The organism is Sulfurivirga caldicuralii (genome assembly GCF_900141795.1).
Taxonomy (GTDB): domain Bacteria; phylum Pseudomonadota; class Gammaproteobacteria; order Thiomicrospirales; family Thiomicrospiraceae; genus Sulfurivirga; species Sulfurivirga caldicuralii.
Genome location: NZ_FSRE01000003.1, coordinates 221,163 through 242,515, shown reverse-complemented (window position 1 = coordinate 242,515; position 21,353 = coordinate 221,163). Strand labels below are relative to the sequence as shown.

The 21,353-nt window shown below is 61.4% G+C and carries 20 protein-coding genes; 10 read left to right on the top strand and 10 right to left on the bottom strand.

Going from position 1 to position 21,353, the window contains the following annotated elements; translation table 11 throughout:
• Positions 1 to 2: 2 nt before the first annotated feature.
• On the bottom strand, positions 3 to 1,190 hold the full coding sequence (locus tag BUQ81_RS07000; RefSeq protein ID WP_074201667.1) for a pyridoxal phosphate-dependent aminotransferase: 1,188 nt from the start codon (positions 1,188 to 1,190) through the stop codon (positions 3 to 5).
• A gap of 116 nt (positions 1,191 to 1,306) precedes the next feature.
• Here BUQ81_RS07000 and uvrB point away from each other — a divergent pair, with 116 nt between their 5' ends.
• Genes uvrB through BUQ81_RS06985 form a run of 3 tightly spaced genes read left to right on the top strand, consistent with a single transcriptional unit; the run spans position 1,307 to position 5,297 of the window.
• Positions 1,307 to 3,316, top strand: coding sequence for an excinuclease ABC subunit UvrB (gene uvrB, locus BUQ81_RS06995; RefSeq protein WP_074201666.1), 2,010 nt, complete (start codon positions 1,307 to 1,309; stop codon positions 3,314 to 3,316).
• Positions 3,313 to 4,236, top strand: a complete 924-nt coding sequence (locus BUQ81_RS06990; RefSeq protein WP_074201665.1) for a nuclear transport factor 2 family protein — start codon at positions 3,313 to 3,315, stop codon at positions 4,234 to 4,236. Before uvrB ends, BUQ81_RS06990 begins: the two co-directional genes overlap by 4 nt.
• Positions 4,233 to 5,297, top strand: coding sequence for a L,D-transpeptidase family protein (locus BUQ81_RS06985; RefSeq protein WP_074201664.1), 1,065 nt, complete (start codon positions 4,233 to 4,235; stop codon positions 5,295 to 5,297). The genes BUQ81_RS06990 and BUQ81_RS06985 overlap by 4 nt, the downstream gene beginning before the upstream one ends.
• A gap of 146 nt (positions 5,298 to 5,443) precedes the next feature.
• On the opposite strand, the gene lysA is transcribed toward BUQ81_RS06985, so the two are convergent.
• Positions 5,444 to 6,718, bottom strand: coding sequence for a diaminopimelate decarboxylase (gene lysA, locus BUQ81_RS06980; RefSeq protein WP_074201663.1), 1,275 nt, complete (start codon positions 6,716 to 6,718; stop codon positions 5,444 to 5,446).
• Positions 6,715 to 6,840, bottom strand: coding sequence for an LPS translocon maturation chaperone LptM (gene lptM, locus BUQ81_RS08860; RefSeq protein ID WP_234947390.1), 126 nt, complete (start codon positions 6,838 to 6,840; stop codon positions 6,715 to 6,717). The genes lysA and lptM overlap by 4 nt, the downstream gene beginning before the upstream one ends.
• On the opposite strand from lptM, the gene BUQ81_RS06975 reads away from it, so the two are divergent.
• Positions 6,839 to 7,477: an alpha/beta hydrolase gene (locus BUQ81_RS06975; protein ID WP_074201662.1), complete on the top strand. Its 639-nt coding sequence runs from the start codon at positions 6,839 to 6,841 to the stop codon at positions 7,475 to 7,477. The genes lptM and BUQ81_RS06975 overlap by 2 nt on opposite strands.
• Complete coding sequence (locus tag BUQ81_RS06970) at positions 7,470 to 8,405, top strand: PilZ domain-containing protein (RefSeq protein ID WP_074201661.1); 936 nt, start codon at positions 7,470 to 7,472, stop codon at positions 8,403 to 8,405. The genes BUQ81_RS06975 and BUQ81_RS06970 overlap by 8 nt, the downstream gene beginning before the upstream one ends.
• A 235-nt stretch (positions 8,406 to 8,640) precedes the next feature.
• Here BUQ81_RS06970 and BUQ81_RS06965 read toward each other — a convergent pair whose 3' ends face one another.
• From BUQ81_RS06965 to metX, 5 genes are all read right to left on the bottom strand, one after another.
• Positions 8,641 to 8,901, bottom strand: coding sequence for a FeoC-like transcriptional regulator (locus BUQ81_RS06965; protein WP_074201660.1), 261 nt, complete (start codon positions 8,899 to 8,901; stop codon positions 8,641 to 8,643).
• A gap of 3 nt (positions 8,902 to 8,904) precedes the next feature.
• The gene (gene feoB / locus BUQ81_RS06960) at positions 8,905 to 11,226 is read right to left on the bottom strand and encodes a Fe(2+) transporter permease subunit FeoB (RefSeq protein ID WP_084188313.1); all 2,322 of its coding nucleotides are present in this window, start codon (positions 11,224 to 11,226) and stop codon (positions 8,905 to 8,907) included.
• 58 nt (positions 11,227 to 11,284) lie between these two features.
• On the bottom strand, positions 11,285 to 11,557 hold the full coding sequence (locus tag BUQ81_RS06955) for a FeoA family protein (RefSeq protein ID WP_084188290.1): 273 nt from the start codon (positions 11,555 to 11,557) through the stop codon (positions 11,285 to 11,287).
• Between the two features lie 213 nt (positions 11,558 to 11,770).
• On the bottom strand, positions 11,771 to 12,406 hold the full coding sequence (gene metW / locus BUQ81_RS06950; RefSeq protein WP_074201659.1) for a methionine biosynthesis protein MetW: 636 nt from the start codon (positions 12,404 to 12,406) through the stop codon (positions 11,771 to 11,773).
• The gene (gene metX / locus BUQ81_RS06945; protein WP_074201658.1) at positions 12,403 to 13,539 is read right to left on the bottom strand and encodes a homoserine O-succinyltransferase MetX; all 1,137 of its coding nucleotides are present in this window, start codon (positions 13,537 to 13,539) and stop codon (positions 12,403 to 12,405) included. Before metX ends, metW begins: the two co-directional genes overlap by 4 nt.
• A 44-nt stretch (positions 13,540 to 13,583) precedes the next feature.
• Between metX and BUQ81_RS06940 the strand changes: the two genes are divergently transcribed.
• Positions 13,584 to 14,150 carry a Tll0287-like domain-containing protein gene (locus BUQ81_RS06940; RefSeq protein ID WP_074201657.1) on the top strand — a complete coding sequence of 189 codons (567 nt, stop codon included), beginning with the start codon at positions 13,584 to 13,586 and terminating at the stop codon, positions 14,148 to 14,150.
• 300 nt (positions 14,151 to 14,450) lie between these two features.
• Here the strand turns inward: BUQ81_RS06940 and BUQ81_RS06935 are convergent, their stop codons facing one another.
• Together BUQ81_RS06935 and BUQ81_RS06930 are read right to left on the bottom strand one after the other, a co-directional pair.
• A complete protein-coding gene (locus BUQ81_RS06935) occupies positions 14,451 to 15,524 on the bottom strand; it encodes an anhydro-N-acetylmuramic acid kinase (RefSeq protein ID WP_074201656.1) in 1,074 nt (357 codons plus the stop codon).
• Complete coding sequence (locus tag BUQ81_RS06930) at positions 15,525 to 16,865, bottom strand: peptidoglycan DD-metalloendopeptidase family protein (RefSeq protein ID WP_074201655.1); 1,341 nt, start codon at positions 16,863 to 16,865, stop codon at positions 15,525 to 15,527.
• A 121-nt stretch (positions 16,866 to 16,986) separates the two neighbouring features.
• Here BUQ81_RS06930 and glyQ point away from each other — a divergent pair, with 121 nt between their 5' ends.
• Genes glyQ through BUQ81_RS06910 form a run of 4 tightly spaced genes read left to right on the top strand, consistent with a single transcriptional unit; the run spans position 16,987 to position 21,351 of the window.
• Positions 16,987 to 17,904, top strand: a complete 918-nt coding sequence (gene glyQ, locus BUQ81_RS06925) for a glycine--tRNA ligase subunit alpha (RefSeq protein ID WP_407702709.1) — start codon at positions 16,987 to 16,989, stop codon at positions 17,902 to 17,904.
• A complete protein-coding gene (gene glyS, locus BUQ81_RS06920) occupies positions 17,904 to 19,973 on the top strand; it encodes a glycine--tRNA ligase subunit beta (RefSeq protein WP_074201654.1) in 2,070 nt (689 codons plus the stop codon). Before glyQ ends, glyS begins: the two co-directional genes overlap by 1 nt.
• Before the next feature lie 2 nt (positions 19,974 to 19,975).
• Positions 19,976 to 20,518 carry a D-glycero-beta-D-manno-heptose 1,7-bisphosphate 7-phosphatase gene (gmhB, locus tag BUQ81_RS06915; protein ID WP_074201653.1) on the top strand — a complete coding sequence of 181 codons (543 nt, stop codon included), beginning with the start codon at positions 19,976 to 19,978 and terminating at the stop codon, positions 20,516 to 20,518.
• On the top strand, positions 20,509 to 21,351 hold the full coding sequence (locus tag BUQ81_RS06910; RefSeq protein ID WP_084188289.1) for a lysophospholipid acyltransferase family protein: 843 nt from the start codon (positions 20,509 to 20,511) through the stop codon (positions 21,349 to 21,351). Before gmhB ends, BUQ81_RS06910 begins: the two co-directional genes overlap by 10 nt.
• The last annotated feature ends 2 nt before the right edge of the window (positions 21,352 to 21,353 follow it).

Below are 21,353 nucleotides of genomic sequence, written 5' to 3'. Positions count from 1 at the left end.
GTTCAGTCCCGATTAAGATGGCGTTCAATGCGGCTCAGCGCGGTGCGCAGGGCGTCCAGGCTGGTGGCGAAGCTGATGCGGATGTGTCCCGGGGCGCCGAAGGCGGTGCCGGGCACCACCGCCACCTCGGCGTTTTCAAGCAAGTCCGATGCCAGTTCGATGTCATCCGCATAGCCGTGCGATGCCAGCACGCCGTTGACGTCGATAAAGCTGTAGAACGCCCCCTTGGCCGGCAGGCTCTTCATGCCCGCGATCTGGTTGACCCGTTCATAAACAAATTCGTTGCGTTCCCGGAAGGCAGCCACCATCACATCAATGCAGTCCTGCGGCCCGTTGAGGGCTTCCAGCGCCGCATACTGGGAAATGGAGCAAGGGTTGGAGGTGCTCTGTGACTGCACCTTGCGCATGGCGGCGATGATCGGCTCAGGGCCGGCGGCGTAGCCGATGCGCCAGCCGGTCATGGCGTAGGCCTTGGAGACGCCGTTGCACACCACGGTGCGTTCATACAGGTCCGGCGCCACATTGAGAATATTGGTGAAGGGAACATCGTCCAGAATGATGTGTTCATACATGTCGTCGGTGACGATGAGGACCTGCGGGTGACGGCGCAGCACGCTGGCGATGGCTTCCAGTTCGCGGGCGGTGTAGACAGCTCCGCTGGGGTTGTTGGGGCTGTTGAGGATCAGCATGCGGGTGCGCTCGGTCATGGCGTCGGCGATCTGTCCCGCAGTAACCTTGAAGCCCTGGCGGATGCCCGCAGAAACAATCACAGGCACGGCTTCGGCCAGCTTGACCATGTCCGGGTAGGAGACCCAGTAGGGCGCGGGGATGATCACTTCGTCGCCTGGGTTGAGCAGCGCCTGAAACAGGTTGTAGAGGCTCTGCTTGCCACCGGAGGAGACCAGCACCTGCGCCGGGGTGAAGTCCAGCTGGTTGTCCCGCTTGAACTTGTCCACCACCGCCTGTTTCAGTTCAGGGATGCCATCCACCGCGGTGTAACGGGTCTTGCCTTCCTCGATGGCGCGGATGCCGGCGGCCTTGATGTGGGCGGGCGTATCAAAATCCGGTTCGCCGGCGCCCAGACTGATGATGTCGCGCCCCTGACGGCGCAGTTCTGCGGCCTTGGCGGTAATGACGAGCGTGGGGGAGGGTTGCACAGCGCTGACACGTTTGGACTGGGGGTACTCCATCGCAATACTCCTGCTGGTTCGATGCTGCGGCGGCCGGATTGACGGCGCCTGCAGGCGGTATAATCAATTGGATTGATTTTAACCTTATTTTTTTGCAGTTGTGAGGCGAAACACGCATGGGCAAGGCGTTTGAACTGGTGTCGGACTATCAACCCGCGGGGGATCAGCCCGAGGCCATCGCGCAGCTGGTGGACGGGCTGGAAAGCGGCGAGGCGTTTCAGACCCTGCTGGGCGTGACCGGTTCCGGCAAGACCTTCACCATGGCCAATGTGATCGCCGAGGTGCAGCGCCCTACTATCATCCTCGCCCACAACAAGACCCTGGCGGCGCAGCTGTACGGGGAGATGAAGCAGTTTTTCCCTCGCAATGCGGTGGAGTATTTCGTTTCCTACTACGACTACTACCAGCCGGAAGCCTATGTGCCGCAGTCCGACACTTACATTGCCAAGGACGCCAGCGTCAACGAGCAGATCGAGCAGCTGCGTCTGTCGGCCACCAAGGCGCTGCTGGAGCGGGAAGACGTGATTCTCATTGCCACGGTGTCCGCCATCTACGGTCTGGGCGACCCGCAGCAGTACCTGAAAATGATCCTGCAGCTGCGCCTGGGTGATACCATCCGTCAGCGCGAGCTGCTGCAGAAGCTGGTGGCCATGCAGTATCAGCGCAACGATGTGGAGCTGTGGCGCGGCACTTTCCGCGTGCGCGGCGAGGTGATCGACGTGTTTCCGGCCGAATCGGAGCAGTACGCCATCCGCATCGAGCTGTTCGACGACGAAGTGGAGCGGCTCAGCTGGTTCGACCCGCTCACGGGCGAGGTGGTCAAGGATGTCACCCGCATCACCGTCTATCCGAAAACCCACTATGTCACCCCGCGCGAACGCATTCTGGCAGCCATCGAGCAGATCAAGCTGGAGCTGAAGGAGCGGCTTGATGAGCTGCGCGCGCAGAACAAGCTGGTGGAGGCGCAGCGGCTAGAAGAGCGCACCAAGCTGGATATCGAAATGATGCTGGAGCTGGGCTACTGCACCGGCATCGAAAACTACTCCCGCTACCTCTCCGGGCGCGACGCCGGCCAGCCGCCGCCCACGCTGATGGACTACCTGCCGGCCAATGCGCTCATGTTCATCGACGAAAGCCACGTCACCGTGCCGCAGATCGGCGGCATGTACAAGGGGGACCGCTCGCGCAAGGAAAACCTGGTCACCTACGGCTTCCGTCTGCCCTCGGCCATGGACAACCGCCCGCTCAAGTTCGAGGAATTCGAGCGGCTGATGCCGCAGACCATTTTCGTCTCTGCCACGCCGGGGCCGTACGAGCTGGAGAAGTCCAGTCGTGTGGTGGAGCAGGTGGTGCGCCCCACCGGACTGGTGGACCCCGAAATCCACGTGCGCCCCGCCAGCACGCAGGTGGAGGATCTGCTGGGCGAGATCAATCTGGCCGTGGAGGCCGGTGAGCGCGTGCTGGTCACGGTGCTGACCAAGCGCATGGCCGAAGACCTCACCGAATTCCTCGAAGAGCACAACGTACGCGTGCGCTACCTGCACTCCGACATCGACACGGTGGAGCGCATCGAGATCGTGCGCGACCTGCGCCTGGGCGAGTTTGACGTCCTGGTGGGCATCAACCTGCTGCGTGAAGGGCTGGACATTCCCGAGGTGGCGCTGGTGGCCATTCTCGATGCGGACAAGGAGGGCTTTCTGCGTTCTGACCGCTCGCTCATCCAGACCATTGGTCGCGCTGCTCGCAATCCGAAGGGGCGGGCCATCCTGTATGCGGATAAAATAACTGATTCCATGCGTCGCGCTATCGAGGAAACCGAGCGGCGTCGCGCCAAGCAGATCGCCTATAACGAAGCGCACGGCATCACGCCCAAGGGGCTGAACAAGAAGGTCAATGACATCCTCGAGGATTCGCCCTACGCGCCGCGGCAGCAGAAGGCAGCCAAGGCGGCCGAGCCCCAGCCTGGCTATGATGTGCGCAACATGACTCCGGCAAAAGTCAGCCGCCTGCTCAAGAAACTGGAGAAAGAGATGTATCAGGCCGCCAAGGACCTGGAGTTCGAAAAGGCCGCGCAGCTGCGTGACCAGATCAAGCGCCTGCGAACCAACCTGGTGCAACTGGGGTGAAAACCACTCTTTTTGTCCTGTTTCTGCTGTTTTCACTGGCCAAAAGCGCCACCGCGCTGGCCGCCGAAAAAGCGGACGTTGAAAAAGTCGGGGACCCCCCTTATGGTGAGCTGCAGGCGCTGGTAAAAAAAGGTCTTTTTGTGCGCGCCAAAACGCTGCTGGAGAAAACGCGTGCCCAGTGGCCCAAGCAGGTGTGGCATGCCAATATGGGCGCGGTGCTGATCCGTCTGGGCAAGATGGAAGCGGCAGGGCAGCATCTGGAGGCGGCGCTGATGGCCGATGCGCGCAGCGCCACGATCTGGCAGATGCTCAAGGGGGTGCGCAGTTATCAGGCCCGTGCCGCTTACAAGGAACTGTTTCCCAAGGCGGCAGGGCCGCAGCGGGTGGCCATCAAACTGGTGCCACCGCCGCCTGCGAAAAAGGTTGCCGTAGCGCAGCCAGCGAAAACCTCGCCCTCTCAAGTCAAACCTGAGCCATTGCCTGTGCCGGCCACGGCGACAGCGGATAAATCCGTCCCTGCGGAGACAGCCGCGGCCAAGGCTGAGGCGCCTCAGCAATCGGCAGCGGTCACGAAAATGCCCCCGGCAGACTTGCGGGCAGCACTGGAGGCGTGGCGGGCTGCATGGAGCGCGCAGAACGTTGCTGCTTACCTGAAGGCGTATGCCGAGGATTTTCATGCGCCGGGCATGCGTGATCATGCCCAGTGGGTGCAGCAGCGGCGCTTGCTCATTAGCAAGCCGGACTTTATCCGCGTATCCCTGCAGAATATTCAGTGGAAGGCGGTGGATGCGCAGCGCTGGCAGGTGCGCTTCAAGCAGGTATATGAATCCAATCTTTTTAGAGATCAGGTGCTCAAGCGGTTAGAATGGCAGCAGCAGCCGAATGGCTGGAAGATCACCAAGGAAGAGGTCGTGCGGTGAAAGCAGTCTGGGGACTGATCATTGGATTGACACTCTCATTGTGTACCTTATCTGCGCCCGCTTTCGAAGACCCTGAAGCCCATCTTATCGGCATTCTGAAAGCCCTCCAGTCCGGCGACATTGATACGGCCCGTGCCCGGGCAGAAACGTTGCGAAGCCAGTTCCCCAATTACCCCATGGGCAAGGTGCTGAGCGTAGAGCTGAATGCTCGGCTGGCAGGGGATAAGGTGGTGCTGAAAAAGTTGCACGCCTGGCACCGGGATACGGTGCGTCAGATTCTGGCCGAGGCGCGCCTGCGCTGGCAGTATGCCGAGCAGGCTATTACGCCGGAGCAGTGGGTGCATAATCTGATTCTCTCGCCGGGTCAACAGCCATGGTGGGTGGTGGTAGATTTGAGCGCCTCGCGCCTGTACCTGTTCGAAAACCACTCGGGACAGCTTCGACTGGCGCTGGATACTTATATCAGCAAGGGCGCCGGCGGGATCGGCAAGGCGCGCAAGGGGGATCAGCGTACGCCGGTGGGGCTGTATCGCATTACCGAGTGGCGCAATGGTGCGGACCTTCCGCCCATTTACGGCGATGGGGCCTTGGTACTGGATTATCCCAATCCGTGGGATCGTTTTGTGGGGCGTACCGGTTCCGGCATCTGGCTGCATGGCACCCCGCCGGATCTATACGCCCGGCCCCCCGCATCCAGTAAAGGATGCGTGGTATTGAGTAATGGGGCGTTGGAGGCGCTCAAGGACCATCTCCAGCAGCCGCAGGGGACGCCGGTGCTGCTGGTCGAGAGTATCGACAAACTGTCCGCTGCTGACCCAGATACCCCGACATCGCTGATTGAGCGTGTGAAAACCGCTTCGCCTTCGCAAGCGTTGGAGCTGGTGCGCTATCCGGGAGAACAGGATATGTATTACGTGGCCTGGGTCGGGCATGGCGGGTTACACGCCCAGTTCTGGCGCCATGATCCACACAATGGCGTTGTGCTGGCGCTCGAACAGCGTCTCCCCCTTTCCGGCGAGGTCAAGCTGGCCGAGAAAGCAGCGCCAACGCAGATACGCTAGGCGTTCAGGTCATGGGCTGGAAAGCCTGTTCAGCCGTCTGCGTTTTTTGGCAAAATGGCCGCCGATTCAATAAGTTTGCAGATCCAAGAGGGTGCGGTTGTTGTCCTTCCTCTCCGAAGCTCTTGTGATCATGCAGCTTAAGGGCATTAACGTAGACAGGCGGCCTCGCTGCCGAACAGCATCGGCCAGTCTTCCCGCGGGCGAATCAGGCGTGCATGTTCCCCTTTCACCATCACTTCGGCGGCACGCGGGCGGGTGTTGTAGTTGCTGGCCATGGTAAAGCCGTAGGCACCGGCGCTCATCACCGCCAGCAGATCCTGCGCCTGTAGTGTCAGCTCGCGTCCTTTGCCAAGAAAGTCACCGGTTTCGCACACGGGGCCGACAATGTCCCACGCGGCGGTGGTGCCGGTTTTGTGAGGCTGCACCGGCACAATGTCCTGCCATGCCTGGTAGAGCGCAGGGCGGATCAGGTCGTTCATCCCAGCGTCCACAATGGCGAAATGGTGATCCTCGTTGTGCTTGAGGTATTCCACCCGCGTCAGCAGCACGCCGGCGTTGGCGGCGATGGCACGCCCCGGTTCGATGATGATTTCCATGTTCGGATCACTCACGGCCTCCACCAGCGTACGCACGTAGTCTGCGATGGCGGGCGGCTGTTCGTCGCGGTACTGCACGCCGAGGCCGCCGCCCAGATCCAGATGATGGAGGGTGATGTCGTGCTGACGCAGGGTATCCAGCAGGGCCATCACCCGCGCCACGGCGTCGCGGAACGGCGTCAGCTCGGTGAGCTGTGAGCCGATGTGGCAGTCCAGTCCCACAGGCTGCAGGTGCGGATGCGCGGCGGCCTCGCGGTAGAGCTGCGTGGCCGTGGCGATATCCACGCCGAACTTGTTTTCCTTCAGGCCGGTGGAAATGTAGGGATGGGTCTTGGCGTCCACGTCCGGGTTGACGCGCACCGAGACGGGGGCGACCACACCGTGAGCCTGCGCCACCTCTGCGATTCGTGCCAGTTCTGCGGCCGACTCCACATTGAGGGACTTGATGCCCGCTTCCAGCGCGCGGGCAATTTCATCATGGCGCTTGGCTACACCGGAAAACACGACTCGGGAGGGGTCGCCACCTGCAGCCAGCACCCGTTCCAGTTCGCCCACCGAGACGATGTCGAAGCCGGCGCCTTCCTGCGCCAGTGCCTGCAGCACGGAGAGGTTGGAGTTGGCCTTGACCGCGTAGCAGACGGTATGCGGCTGCGAGCCGAAGGCCTGGTCAAAGGCGCGATAGCGTTCGCGCAGCGCCGTTTCGGAATAGACATACAGCGGCGTGCCATACTCTTCGGCCAGCCAGGCGAGTGGCACGCTTTCTGCATGCAGCTCGCCATCGCGCCACGGGAAATGGATAAAACGATCCGGTATGGAGGGGCTCATTGCATCTGACTCATCTGTTTGGGGACTTCGGGCGGCAACTTGAGCGGCCCTTTTTTGCCGCAGGCGCCAAGCAGCAGCGCAAGGGCGGCTAAAATAACCACTTTATGACCGAGTTTTCTCATGCTGCAACCCTCGTTTGACAAGCCGCCCATTATAATCGAACCCCCGCAACCGCCACGGGCCGCCTGCATCTGGCTGCATGGTCTGGGGGCCGATGGACACGATTTCGAGCCGGTGGTGCACATGCTGCAGCTGCCCGTGTCGGTACGCTTTGTGCTGCCGCATGCGCCCGTGCAGCCGGTGACCATCAATGGTGGCCTGCCCATGCGCGCCTGGTTCGATATCCGCAGCCTGCAGCTGGATGAAGACGTGGATATTGAAGGTATAAACGGCAGCAGTGCCGCCGTGGCTGAACTGGCGCGGGCACAGAACCTGCCGGTGGTGCTGGCCGGTTTTTCCCAAGGGGGACTGATTGCCCTGCATGCGGCGCTGCAGGCGGGGGCGGCTGAGGCAGTGATGGCGCTGTCCACCTGGTATCCGTTTACGCCACCCACCACGGCGCTGCCGGTATTCATGGCTCACGGAACGGCTGATGAGATTGTGCCGCTGTCCCTGGCTGAAGAGAGTGCTGCACGGCTCGAGGCTGCGGGCGCGCAGGTGGACTGGCACACCTGGCCCATGGGGCATACGGTGATTCCTGAGGAGATTGCTGCCTTGAATCAATGGCTCAACCGCAAACTGGAGGCACTCGATGGCTAACATGCGCCGTTTCCTGCGCTATGACGTAGAGGTGCCCATCTATCTGGAGCCCTGCGATCAGGATGGTCATCGTGAGGGTTTCGACCCCCAGGCACTTTTCCCGGATCTGGAGCGCATGCGTTATGAAGGGCTGGGCGTCGAATTTAACACTATCCTGCGTGCGCTCGGAAAGGATAAGCCAAAGCTGGTATTTATGCTTTCGCACATGCAGGTGCGCCTGAACTTTCTGTTTTATCTGCTGCAGTGGCTGGCGGATGATCGCGATCCGCGCGAGGATGGGCGGTTCGAGTACCGCCTGCGTCAGGATGCCAAAATTGAATTTATCAATATTCTGCCAGAAGACAGCAAGCTGGGGCGTTTATTACAGGCATTGTGGCGGCACATGGACCTGACCATTCGTGAAGTGGTCGGCGTGGTGCAAACAAGTACCCAGGGGTTGTTTATTTACCCGCAAACGCCTGTGGCGCTGTTTGACCACACACGCTATATAACCAACCTGCGCGACGTGGCGGAAAAGGGTCACCCAGTCGCCGAAGCGTTGCTGCTGCTGGAGAAGATGTTGAACACCCTGCTGAAGGTCCTGCAACGGCTCAAGGCGTTTTACGCTGAGCGCGCCATGCCGCAGAGGTGGCCAAAGCTGACCGTTAACCTGAGTGCAGGGGGGCTTGGCCTGTGGGACAGTGAAAAATGGCCGCTGTATCAAAAAGTGAACGTATTCATGGCGCTGGAACAGCTTTTCGCCGGCCGGGGGCGCGTGGTATTCTGCCGGCAGTTGAAAACGGCCCCGGATCCGCAGCGCCCTTGGCGTGTCGGCGTGGATTTCGATTGGCTGCCTACCGAGCGGCAGGATCAGATCACCTTTTTCGTTCAGGCGCACGAAGTGGCTGATGCCATGGCGCGTTTCCCGCGCGAGCGCTTCGAAGCCTAAGGCCCCTTGGCAAAATCTCTGAATGCGCTCATGCTGCAGGCGCGAGGGCAGTGGAAGCAAGGCAAGCAACGCAGCGGGTGCCGCCACCCCGTCGCAACCCGAAGGAACAGGGCGACTCTAGCCCAATATGGCGTTGCGGCTCGTTTGCACGGCATGATCATGTTGTACTCACCACGCCTCGCCTTGCATCGGAACCCCAGCTGTCGCGACCTTTCAGAAGCTTTGCGGAGGTGCCCTAACTCTCTACATTGAGTGGAAAGGGCCGCACCCTGCGGCCCAGCCAGCGGTAATGTACCTGACCGGGTCCGCTGGCGGCGCAGCCGCCGCAGGCCGCAGTGCTGCAGCTGGGGGGATCGATGCGCTGGATCATTCCATTGGCCAGCAGGTAGTCCATCCAGCCGAATACGGTTTCCAGATCCACATCAAAATGCAGCGCGATGTCGTCAGCGCTTACCTGTTCCCGTTCGCGAATATAGTGTTTTACCTGGGCAAGCATGCTTCACGCCGTGTTGAGAAACGGATTGTGTTTCGGGTCCCGTCCGGCACGCCGCAGCCACCACCATGCCAGTGCCCAGGCGGCGGCAATGCCCAGCAGCCAGAGCGCGCTCTGTGCCGGGTGCTCAGTGAAAGTGGCAACCTGATAGAAGCCGACGGCCGCACTATAGCCGAGAAAAATGCTCCAGCCGCCGCTAAAGATCGCCCAGCGCCAGCCCAGCTCCTGGCGGATAGCGGCAAAGGTGGCGACGCATGGGAAGTAGAGCAGAATCAGCAGCAGATAGGCGAACGCCGCGGCGGTGCTGCCGAACAGCTCGGCAATCTTCTGCGCGGTCGCATCGCTGGCGCCCGCCTCTTGGGCACTGGCTTCCATGACGCCGCCCAGACCAATAGGGTCGAGCAGGGCATGGCCAAACTCGGCGAAATAGGCGGGAACGGTGGCCCAGGCAGCCTTGATGGTCTGCCACAGATCGTAGCGGCCTTTCTCGTCAGGGGCGGCATGACCATCCATCTGCGTGTAGAGGGCATCCAGCGTGCCGACGACCACTTCCTTGGCTAGCAGGCCGGTAAACAGGCCGACCGTCGCCGGCCAGTTTTCCTCGTTCACGCCGAGCGGTTCCACCAGCGGCGTAATGGTCTTGCCCACGGTGCTCAGCACCGAGTCGGGCTTGTTGGCGTGGCCGAAGGTGCCGTCGGTGCCCAGATCGTTAAAGAAATTGAGCATCAGCACCACGATAACGATGACCTTGCCGGCGTCGAGAATGAAGCCACGCAGCTTGTTGCGCACGTTGATGAGCAGGTTCAGCGGTGAGGGCCAGTGGTAGCGGGGCAGCTCCAGCAACAGCGGCTTGCGCTCCCCGGGCAGCACGGTCTGTTTCAGCAGCCAGGCGGTCAGCACGGCAGCGCCAATGCCGATGAGGTAGAGCAGAAACACCAGCAGGGCGGCATGTTCGCGGAAAAACACCGCGGCAAACAGTACATACACCGTCAGGCGGGCCGAGCAGGACATGAACGGGGTCATCAGAATGGTGATGATGCGGTCGCGCAGGCTGGGCAGGGTGCGGCTGGCCATGACGGCGGGTACATTGCAGCCGAAGCCGACCACCAGCGGCACGAACGCCTGGCCGGAGAGCCCGAGTTTCTGAAAGGCGCGGTCGGTAATCAGCGCCGCGCGCTGCATGTAGCCGGATTCTTCCAGCAGGGAGAGAAACAGGAACAGAAAGGCGATGACCGGAATGAAACTGACCACCACCTGCAGGCCGCCGCCGAGGCCGTCGGCCAGTAGCGCGATGAGCCATTGCGGTGCGCCCCAGCTTTCCATCAGGTGGCGCGGTCCATCCACGAACAGGGCCTGGGCAGTGAGGTCGAAGGCGTCCACAAAGGCGTTGCCCAGGTTGACCGACAGGGCAAACACCAGATACATGACGCCCAAAAAGATGGGCAGTCCAAGGACGGGGTGCAATGCCCGGTGGTCGAGGGTTTCGGTGGCGGAACGGGACAGGCGGTCGGTACGACGCACCACCTGTTGGGCGATCTCATGCGCCTTGCTGAAATAGAGGTCGGCAATGATGAGGTTGATGTCTTCAGTCAGTGCAGATTCCACTTGTCTGCGGGCATGCTCGACCATCTGGCGCAGGGTGTCCGGCGCCTCTTCCGGTGCGAGCAGCCAGCGCAGTGCCTGCCAGCAGGTTGGACGTGTGTCACCGGCAGCGGTGCGCAGTTCTTCCACTACCTGTCTGAGCGGTTCGGGCAGATCCAGTTGTAATGCAGTGGGCTTGTCCAGCTGGGTCTGCATGGCATCCTTGAATGCATCGATGCCCTCGTTGCGGTAGGCGGAAATGGGCACCACCGGGCAGCCCAGCAGGTTGGCGAGCTTTTCGGCGTCGATTTCAAGATTGGCTGACTTCAGCAGGTCGATGCGGTTGAGCGCCACCACTGCAGGCAGGCCCATATGCAGCAGCTGCACGGTGAGAAACAGCTGCCGCTCCAGCGCGGCGGCATCTACCACATTGACCACCAAATCCAGCGGCTGGCAGGTGAGGAAGTCTCGGGCGATGCGCTCGTCTTTGCCGCTCTTGCTGTCGTCGATCAGGCTGTATACGCCGGGCAGGTCGATCAGGCGCGCCTTGCGGTCGCCCAGGGTAAAGGTGCCTTCCTTGCGCTCCACGGTGACGCCGGGCCAGTTGCCGGTGGTCTGATGGCTGCCGGTGAGGCGGTTGAACAGAGTGGTCTTGCCACAGTTGGGCTGGCCTAGCAGGGCAATGCGCCACTGGCCCCTGACGGCATGGGCGGGTGGTTTTTGCGCGGCGTCACAACAGGATTTCATGGGCATTTCCGAGCATTCTGGTCAGGAATGGGGGCCGTAAAAAGGCCCGAGAGGACCTTCAGGCGCGCTTTTTCATCTGCACGGCCAGCTTGTTGGCCATGTCTTTCGAGAGGGCAAAGCGAGATCCGTCCACGCAGACGATGTAGTTGTTGTTGCGTACCTGAAGCAGCTTGACGTTGCTCTTGCGGTGAAAGCCAAGGTTGAGCAGGCGCAGACGTTCGGCGGCATCGCCGTTGATCTGGCAGATCTCGCATTCGCTGCCGACCGGACACTGATCCAGCGCGCAGAGGTCGGAGACTGGGATTTGCTGCAGCTTGTCGTTGGCGTTCATCGTGACTCGCTTCAAGTGAGAATGATTTTCGTTGATTGCATTATAGGGACAAACAAATACGAAAGCAAATAGGAATTGTTCTTATCTTGATCTGGGTCAATTTTTGCCTGGGAGAAGGGCTTTTTCAGGCGTGGGCCCCCGCAAGGCGTGCGCCGGGCGGGATTTGCGAGAGTGCCGAATTTTCGGACAGCAAAAAAGTCGGGGACCCCCCTCTCAGCCGTTACTCCGGTCCTTGCGACGGATCTGGTAGAGGGCGATCTGCCCCAGCAGGTTGGGGAACAGCGTCATGCCCAGGCTGGTCTGATGCTGCTGGTCCACCACGGCGCGGCGCACGATCTCGAAGCCCTTTTTGGCACACAGGGCTTCGAAGTCCTTGAAGGTGCACAGATGAATGTTGGGGGTGTCATACCAGTGGTAGGGCAGGGTTTCGGTTTCGGGCATGCGTCCGCTGAACATCAGCTGCACGCGGTTTTTCCAGTAGCCGAAGTTGGGGAAGGTGACGATGCTCTGCTTGCCGATGGTAAGCATTTCATCCAGCAGCAGGTCCGGCCGGTCCACCACCTGCAGCGCCTGGGTCATGATGACATAGTCGAAACTGTCCTCGTCGAAGTAGTCCAGCAGCGATTTCTTGTTCAGGTCGCTCTGGATGACGTTAATGCCGTTTTTGATGGACTCGATCACCAGATTGGGGTCCAGCTCCATGCCGTAGCCGCTGGCGTTGCGGGCTGACTGCAGGTGCGCCAGCAGGGTGCCGTCGCCGCAGCCCAGATCCAGCACGCGGCTATTGGGTTCGATCCAGCTGGAGATCAGCTGAAATTCGGGCGACAGGGTGCGGTTTTCGCTGCTCATGCGCCCACCTCCCTGGCTACGCGGTCCATGTAGGCGCTGAAAACCCCCTCATAAAATGGGTTGGGCAGCAGAAAGGCGTCATGGCCGTGCTGGGACTCGATTTCGGCGTAGCTGACATTCTTGTCGTTGTCCAGCAGCGCGCGCACGATCTCCTCGCTGCGTTCCGGGCTGAAGCGCCAGTCCGAAGTGAACGAAACCACCAGAAAACCGGCCTGCACGCGGGCAAAGGCCTTAGAGAGGTCGTGATCATACTCGGCGGCAGGGTCGAAATAGTCCAGCGCCTTGGTCATGAGCAGATAGGTGTTGGCGTCGAATTTGGAGCGGGTGGCGAACTTCTCCCCCTGATAGCGCAGGTAGCTCTCCACCTGAAATTCCACGTCGAAGTTGTATTTGAGCCGGTCGCGCAGCTCGCGGCCGAACTTCTTGCCCATCAGGTCATCGGACAGGTAGGTGAGATGCCCGAGCATGCGTGCCAGTGCCAGCCCACGCTTGGGGATCACGCCGTGCTCCAGATAGCGGCCGCCGTGGAAGTCGGGATCGGACATGATGGCGGTGCGCGCCACTTCGTTAAAGGCGATGTTCTGCGCGGACAGGCGCGGTGCGGCGGCAATGACCACTGCGTGGCGCAGGCGATCCGGCCTGTCGATGGCCCACTGGATGACCTGCATGCCGCCCAGCGAACCGCCCACCACAGCCGCCCACTGCTCGATGCCCAGGTGTTCGCGCAGCTTGTCCTGACTGACCACCCAGTCCTTGACGGTGATGATGGGGAAATCCGGACCCCACGGTCTGCCGGTTTCCGGGTTGATGCTGGCGGGGCCGGTGGAGCCGTGGCAGCCGCCCAGGTTGTTGACGCCCACCACAAAGAAGCGGTTAGTGTCGATGGGCTTGCCGGGGCCCACATAGTGCTCCCACCAGCCCGGTTTTTCATCGCCGTCATAATAGCCGGCCACATGATGGTTGCCGGAGAGGGCGTGACAGATGAGAATGGCATTGGACTTGTCGGCATTGAGCTGACCGTAGGTTTCGTACACCAGGTCATAGGCAGGAATGACGCTGCCGCTGACGGTATGCAGCGGTTCATCCACATGAAAGGTCTTGGGTTTGACCAGGCCGACACTATTTTCTTTCATGAGTGAAATTATAATGGACCCATTCCAACGATGGAGGACAACCGATGAAAAAGACCCTGATTGCAACGCTGATGGCGGCCATGGCAGGCACAGCCTGGGCCGGCGATGCGGATGTGAGCGCGCTCAAGGAGGAAGGGCGTGAGATCGCCAGGCAGTTTCTGGGCACGCTGAAGCCCGAGCTGCAGAAGGCCATGAAATCCGGCGGCCCCGTGCACGCCATCGACGTGTGTCACAAAAAGGCGCCGCAGATCACTGCCGAGCTGTCCAAAAAGACCGGTTGGGAGCTCAAGCGCACCAGCACGAAGGTGCGCAACCCCAACAATGCACCGGACGAGTGGGAAAAGCGCGTGCTGGCGCAGTTTGAGCAGCAGAAGGCTCGGGGCGCAGACGTGAAGAAGTTGGAAGTTGGGGAAGTGGTGGAAGAAAACGGCCACAAGGTGTTCCGCTACGCCAAGGCGATTCCCACCGGCAAGGTGTGTGTGGCCTGTCACGGTGCGCATGTGCATGCGCCGGTGATGGAAGCCATCAAGACCTATTATCCCCATGATCAGGCCACCGGCTTCAAGCCGGGTGATATCCGCGGTATGTTCAGCTTCAAGAAGCCGCTGTAAGCAACACTCGAGTCCATCAGCAGCCCCGCCGCGAGCGGGGTTTTTTATGGGCCTTTGAATGTGTTCGTGTTGCAGGGGCGATGATCGCAGATGGCAGGCGCGGCGCCCCCTTTGCTGGCGCCAGCGGCAGGGCGCGCGACGCAGAGGAGGCCACCGGCCCGTCTCAACCAAGGGAGGAAGGGCTGTAGCGGCTCAGGGTGGCGTTGCATCTCGCTTGCAGAGAGAGACCAGGCCACGGTCGCTGCGCCTCGAATCGGAACTTCTACTGTCTCAACCGTTCAGAGGGCTTGCGAAGGTGTCTTATGCCTGCCAGACGCTGCCGTAGAGGCCGGGACGGGCGGCGCCGGTGATGGCTGTGTAGTCAACGGCTTCGTTGTGCCAGCGTTTCCACGCCAGCCAGGCAAACAGCATGGCTTCGATGGCATCCACGGGGGGGTCCCCGACTTTTTTCAGGTCGAAAAATTCTGCCTCGGGCAGATGCGCCTGCAAAAGGGCCTGCAACGTGGTGTTATGGGCCCCGCCGCCCATCAGCACGACGGTTTTTGCTCCCACGGATGCCAGCGCCCGGGCAATGGTCTCGACCGTCAGGGCGGCGGCGGTGGCCACCTGATCTTCCGGGGCAAGCGGGGTGTCCTGCAGGCGTGCAAACCAGGCGCGGTTGAACTGTTCGCGACCGGTGCTCTTGGGGGGCGCTTCACTGAAGTAGGGGTGGCGCAACAGTGTGGCTAGCAGACCATCATTTACGCGACCGCGGGCAGCGGTGGCGCCATCTTGGTCAAAGGGCTGCCCAAAGTGATGCTGCATCAGCTCGTCGATAATGCCGTTGCCGGGACCGGTATCCCATCCCTGGATGCGGCCATCGGGCAATAGCAAAGTGACATTGGCAATGCCGCCAATATTGACCAGCGCAGCCGGTTTGGGCAGGTGTGCGAACAGCTCAGCGTGAAACAGCGGTGCCAGCGGTGCGCCCTGGCCGCCCAGGGCCAGATCGCTGTCGCGGAAGCCGGCGACCACAGGCACGCCCGTTCGTGCCGCCAGGGCGGCCGCGGAGCCGAGCGCCCAGCTGCTGCCGTGGCGGGGATCGTGCCACAGGGTCTGTCCATGGAAGCCGATCAGTTCGACAGGATCGCGATGCTGCGCCCGGAAGCGATTGACCGCCTGCGCAAAGGCTGCATCCAGCTGGTTCTGCAGCGTGGCCAGCTGTGCCAATGGGGCGGATCGGCCGGGCAGATGGCGAAGCTTGTCCTGCAGGGCGGCGGGGAAGGGAAAGGTTTCGAAGGCCGTCAGATATATCGGTCGGCCGGCCTCAATACGGCACAGCCCAAGGTCGATGCCGTCCGCGCTGGTGCCGCTCAGAACCCCCAGAACATTCATTTATTCAAATGACTGCGCCAGCTGGTGGGCCGTGTCGAGCCGCTGCAGCTGCGCCATCAGGAAACGGCTCTGCGCCTGAAAGGCGCTTTTGTATTGCGCGGGTACCGGGGAGGCGTCCGGGAACTTTACCAGCAGAGGATCCTTGTGTTTTCCGTCGATGCGGAACTCGTAATGCAAATGGGGGCCGGTGGCCCAGCCGCTCTGGCCGATATAACCGATGGTCTGCCCCATTTTCACATAGCTGCCCTTGCGGATCTTGCCGAAACGGGACAGGTGCGCATAGACCGTGGTGTACCTGCGTCCATGCTGTACAAAGACCACGCGCCCGTAGCCGGTTTTCCACCCCTTGAAGGTGACGCGTCCGTTGCCGGTGACGTGCACCGGCGTGCCGATTTTGCCACCGTAGTCCACGCCGCGGTGCGCTTTCCATTTGTGCTGGGTGGGGTGCCAGCGCTTGCGGGTAAAGCGGGAGGTGATGTGCACGAAATCCACCGGGTTACGCATGAAGGCCTTGCGTAGATTGTGGCCGTCCTCATCGTAGTAGCCGATGATTTTGCCCGATGCGTCGCGCAGGGCGAAGGCGGTGTAGGTCTTGCCGCTGGTATGCACTTCGGCGGCGAGTATGCGCCCGTCCCCCAGATAGGCGCCGTCAAGGTAGCGCTTTTCATAGATGACCTTGAAGGTGTCGCCGGGACGCAGCTGGCGGGCGAAGTCGATATCCCACTGATAGAGGTTGGCAAGTGCCATGATGGTCTTATCGGAGAGTCCCGCCTGCTTGCCGGCGTCATACAGGCTGTCTTCGATAGTGCCCTGGGCCATGGTGATGATGATATCCACCGGCTTTTTGAGGGTGTTGATCTTCCAGCCTTCGGCCCCTCGTTCCGCCACGATGTCGGTGACGGCGTTGACATGGCGGATAATGCGCTCGGGCTGCTGCTTCGCGTCGAATACCACGGTGAAGCGGTCGCCGGGATGGATCAGCACCAGTTTTCGCTCGGTATGATCCAGTTTGGCCAGTGTATCGATGGTGTTGTAATCCACGCCAGCGCGCATGAGCACGGTGCTGAATACATCGTTCTTGCCCGCCTGAACGGTTTTTTGCGTGGCGGATGGTGCAGGGTTCGTTTTAGTGGCGTGGTCAGGGGTGTTCGATTCCCAGGCCTGCGGGGCCGTGTTGTCCGCCTGGGGCAGGGGCGGCAGTGGCAGTTTGAGTAGTGCCAGCTGGCCGGCATCGTCGTTGGCTGCGCGACCGCTCATGGCATGAAACAGGGTAAAGGTCAGAACCACCCCCACCAGAAGGGTGAGAAGCAGAGAGCGGGAGCGTTGTAGCAGTGCGGCCATACAGAGTTCTCAAGAGTTTATAACATCAATTCTAAGCGACTTGTGTGCTATTGCAAGCCAAGCGGGCAAGCAAGCCCTTATAATTTCGCCCATTCAAGCGAACGAAAGCAGGTTGAAAACCGTGGCAGCGATTACCGATAACCCACAGGTCAGCACCTTTCAGGGGCTGATTCACACCCTCGAAAACTACTGGGCGCAGCAGGGCTGCGTGGTCATGCAACCCTACGACATGGAAATGGGCGCGGGCACCTTTCACCCGGCCACTTTCCTGCGCGCCATCGGGCCGGAGCCCTGGCGCGCCGCCTATGTGCAGCCGTGCCGCCGCCCCACCGACGGCCGCTATGGCGAGAACCCCAACCGCCTGCAGCACTACTATCAGTTTCAGGTGGTGCTCAAGCCCTCGCCCGACGACATTCAGGATCTCTATCTGAACTCGCTGCGCATGCTGGGCATCGACCCGCTGGTGCACGACATCCGCTTCGTGGAAGACAACTGGGAATCGCCCACCCTGGGCGCCTGGGGGCTGGGCTGGGAAGTGTGGCTCAACGGCATGGAGGTGACTCAGTTCACCTACTTCCAGCAGGTGGGCGGGCTGGAGTGCCGCCCTGTCACCGGTGAGATCACCTACGGGCTGGAGCGTATCGCCATGTATCTGCAGGGCGTGGACTCCGTATTCGATCTGGTGTGGGTGGAAGGGCCCGACGGACCGGTCACCTACGGCGACGTGTTCCACCAGAATGAGGTGGAAATGTCCACCTACAACTTTGAGAAGGCCAATACCGAGGTGCTGTTCCGCCACTTTGAAGAGTGCGAGGCGGAATTTGAAAAGCTGATCCATGATGGACTGCCCCTACCAGCCTACGAGCAGGTGCTCAAGGCATCGCATACCTTCAACCTGCTGGATGCACGCCACGCCATCAGTGTCACCGAGCGCGCCCGCTTTATCGGGCGCGTGCGCAACATGGCGCGTCAGGTGGCGCAGGCCTATTACGATCGTCGTGAAGCGCTGGGCTTCCCGCTGGTGAAGGAGGGCAAATAATGGAACGCAAGGATTTTCTGTTCGAACTGGGTACCGAAGAGCTGCCCCCCAAGGCGCTGAAACGCCTGCGCGACGCCCTGCGCGACGAGATCGTCAAGGGGGTGGAGGCGGCCGAACTGGCGTTTGAGTTTGCGCAAGCCTATGCCACGCCACGCCGACTGGCCGTGCTGCTGCGCGGCTTGCAGACGCAGCAGGCAGATCGCGAGATTGAGCGCCGCGGCCCGGCCAAACAGGCGGCTTTTGATGCCGACGGCAAGCCCACCAAGGCGCTGGAAGGCTTTGCGCGCAGTTGCGGCGTCACCCCTGATGAGCTGATCGAAATCGAAACGCCCAAGGGGGTGTGGATGGGTTATCGCCTGCAGCAGCCGGGCAAGCCCGCCACGGAGCTGCTGCCGGAAATCGTCAGCACCGCGCTGGATCGCTTGCCCATTCCAAAGCGCATGCGCTGGGGCGCCCGTGACGCGGCCTTTGTGCGCCCCGTGCACTGGGTGGTGATGCTGCTGGGCGAGAATGTGGTGCCCGCCACCATTCTGGAGCATGAGGCCGACCGCGCCACCCATGGTCATCGCTTCCATGCCCCGCAGGCGCTGACGCTGCAGCAGCCGGATGACTATGTGCGCGTATTGCGCGAGCAGGGTTTTGTGGAGCCCGATTTTGATCTGCGCAGTGCGCAGATTGCCGAGCAGGTCCAGGCAAAGGCGGCCGAAGTGGACGCGCACGCGGTGATCGACGGCGATCTGCTGGATGAGGTCACGGCCCTGAACGAGTGGCCGCGCGCCATTATGGGCAGCTTCGACGCGGCTTTCCTCGAGGTGCCGCCGGAGTGTTTGATTTCGGCCATGAAGGGGCACCAGAAGTATTTCCACGTGGTGGACAGCGACGGTAAGCTGCTCAACCGTTTCATTACCATCGCCAATATCGACAGCAAGAACCCAGATGCGGTGCGCGACGGCAACGAGCGCGTCATCCGCCCGCGTCTGGCCGATGCCAGGTTCTTCTGGGATCAGGACCGCAAGCAGCCGCTGGAAGACTTCCTGCCGCGGCTGAAGACCGTGGTATTCCAGCAGAAGCTGGGCACGCTCATGGACAAGGTGGACCGGCTGGAAAACCTGACTGTAAAGATCGGCCGCCTGCTGGGCGAGGACACCGCCCTGTGCGAACGGGCTGCCCACCTGTCCAAGTGTGACCTGATGACCGAGATGGTAGGCGAGTTTCCGGAACTGCAGGGCATCATGGGGCGCTACTATGCCCTTGCGCAGGGCGAAAACCCCAAGGTGGTGCAGGCACTGGACGATCAGTACAAGCCGCGTTTTGCCGGCGACAGCCTGCCGGCTGACGGCATCAGTCAGGCCTTGGCCATTGCCGACAAGCTGGATACCATCGCCGGCATTTACGGCATCGGCGAGGCCCCCACCGGCGACAAGGATCCCTATGGCCTGCGTCGTGCCGCGCTGGGTGCGCTGCGCATCATTATTGAAAACGAACTGGATCTGGACCTGGTGGAGCTGGTGGAGGCGGCGCTCAAGCAGCACGACGCGGTGGACTATACCGATGCGCTGCGCGAGGAAATCGTCGATTTCATGTACAGCCGTCTGCGTGCCTGGTATCTGGAGCAGGGCGCCACGCCCGAGCAGTTCGAAGCGGTGCGCGCCGTGCCCAGCCGCAAGCCGATCCAGTTTGCCCGTCGCATGGATGCGGTGCGCCGTTTCAGCACGCTGGAGGGCGCCGAAGCCCTGGCGGCGGCCAACAAGCGCATTGGCAATATTCTCAAAAAAGCGGAGCGGGTGCCGGACAGCGTGGATGAAAGCCGCTTTGAAGCGGACGAAGAGCGCCAGCTGTGGCAGGCATTCATGCAGCTGAAGCCCCAGGTAGATGCCGCCATCGAGGCGGGTGACTTCGTGGCAGCCATGGAGCAGCTGGCCACCCTGCGCCCTGTTGTGGATGCCTTTTTCGATCATGTGATGGTCAATGCCGAGGATCCGGCGCTGCGTGCCAATCGACTGGCGCTGCTGGCGCAGATCAAGGCGGCATTTGATCAGATTGCAGATCTGTCCAAGCTGTCGGCCTGAGCATGCGCCTTATCGTGCTGGACCGCGACGGCGTCATTAACGAAGACTCCGACGCCTTTATCAAGTCGCCCGAGCAGTGGGTGCCGGTGCCCGGCAGTCTGGAGGCGATCGCCAGGTTGAACAGGGCCGGCTGGACGGTGGCGGTGGCCACCAATCAGTCGGGCATCGCGCGCGGCTATTACGATCACGCCACCCTCAGCGCCATGCACCAGAAGCTGCAGGGCTTGCTGAGGCCGCTGGGTGGTCGTGTGGACTGGATCAGCACCTCTCCCTATCTGGATCATCACAATTCGCCGGCGCGCAAGCCGGGTGCGGGCATGCTGCGTGCCATCGCCGCCCGCTACGGCTGTGAACTGACGGGCGTGCCCTTTGTAGGCGATACTTGGGGCGATGTGCAGGCGGCGCAGGCAGTGGGCATGCAGCCCATACTGGTGCGCAGCGGCAAGGGGGAGCGCACGCTGGCCAGCCATGCGGAGGACATTGCTGCCCTGAACGTACCGGTTCATGACAACCTTGCTACCGTTGCGGAGGCATTATGTCCGTAAAGGAAAAGTCGTCCATCAGGCACACACTGCCAACGCCCGAGAGTTCGCCGCCTGCCCCGCAAGAGGCGTCGCCGGCGCCCGGCGGCTGGCAGCGCTGGCTGCCGGTGGTGCTGGTGCGCTCCACGCTGTTCGAAATCGGGCGGATTGCCTCGATGATCTTTTTTGCCGTCACCGGCCAGTTTCTGTGGCCGTTCTCGTTTAAGGTTCGCTACCGCTACATGACGCTGTGGGGCAAGTTCACCCTGTGGTGGCTCAAGGTGACCTGTGGCATTCGCTATCAGGTTGAGGGGTGTAAAAATATTGACACCCGAAAAAATGGCCTGATTTTTGCTCGTCACGAATCGGCATGGGAGACGATCGCACTGCAGTCGATTTTCCCGCCGCAGGTGTATGTGCTGAAGAAGGAGTTGCTACAGATTCCCTTTTTCGGCTGGGGCATGGCGCTGTTGCATCCCATTGCGCTGGACCGCAAGGCGGGGCGAAAGGCACTGCAGAAACTGGTCAGCGAAGGATTGAAGCGTCTGCAGGCGGGCCTGTGGGTGGCGATTTTTCCCGAGGGGACGCGCATGCCGCCGGGCGTGCTGGGCGAGATCAAGATTGGTGGCCCGATGCTGGCGGCCAAGGCTGATGTGCCCAGCTATCTGGTGGCGCACAATGCCGGTGAAATGTGGCCGAAGAACAGCTTTTTGAAATACCCGGGCACGATTCGGGTGGTGATCAGCGAGCCGTTCAATTTTTACGGTCAGCCGCCGAAACAGATTGCACAACAGATGAAAGCGTGGTTCGCCGCACACCTTTTAAGCCGAGCTGGAGGTGAGCCCGCCGTGACATAAGG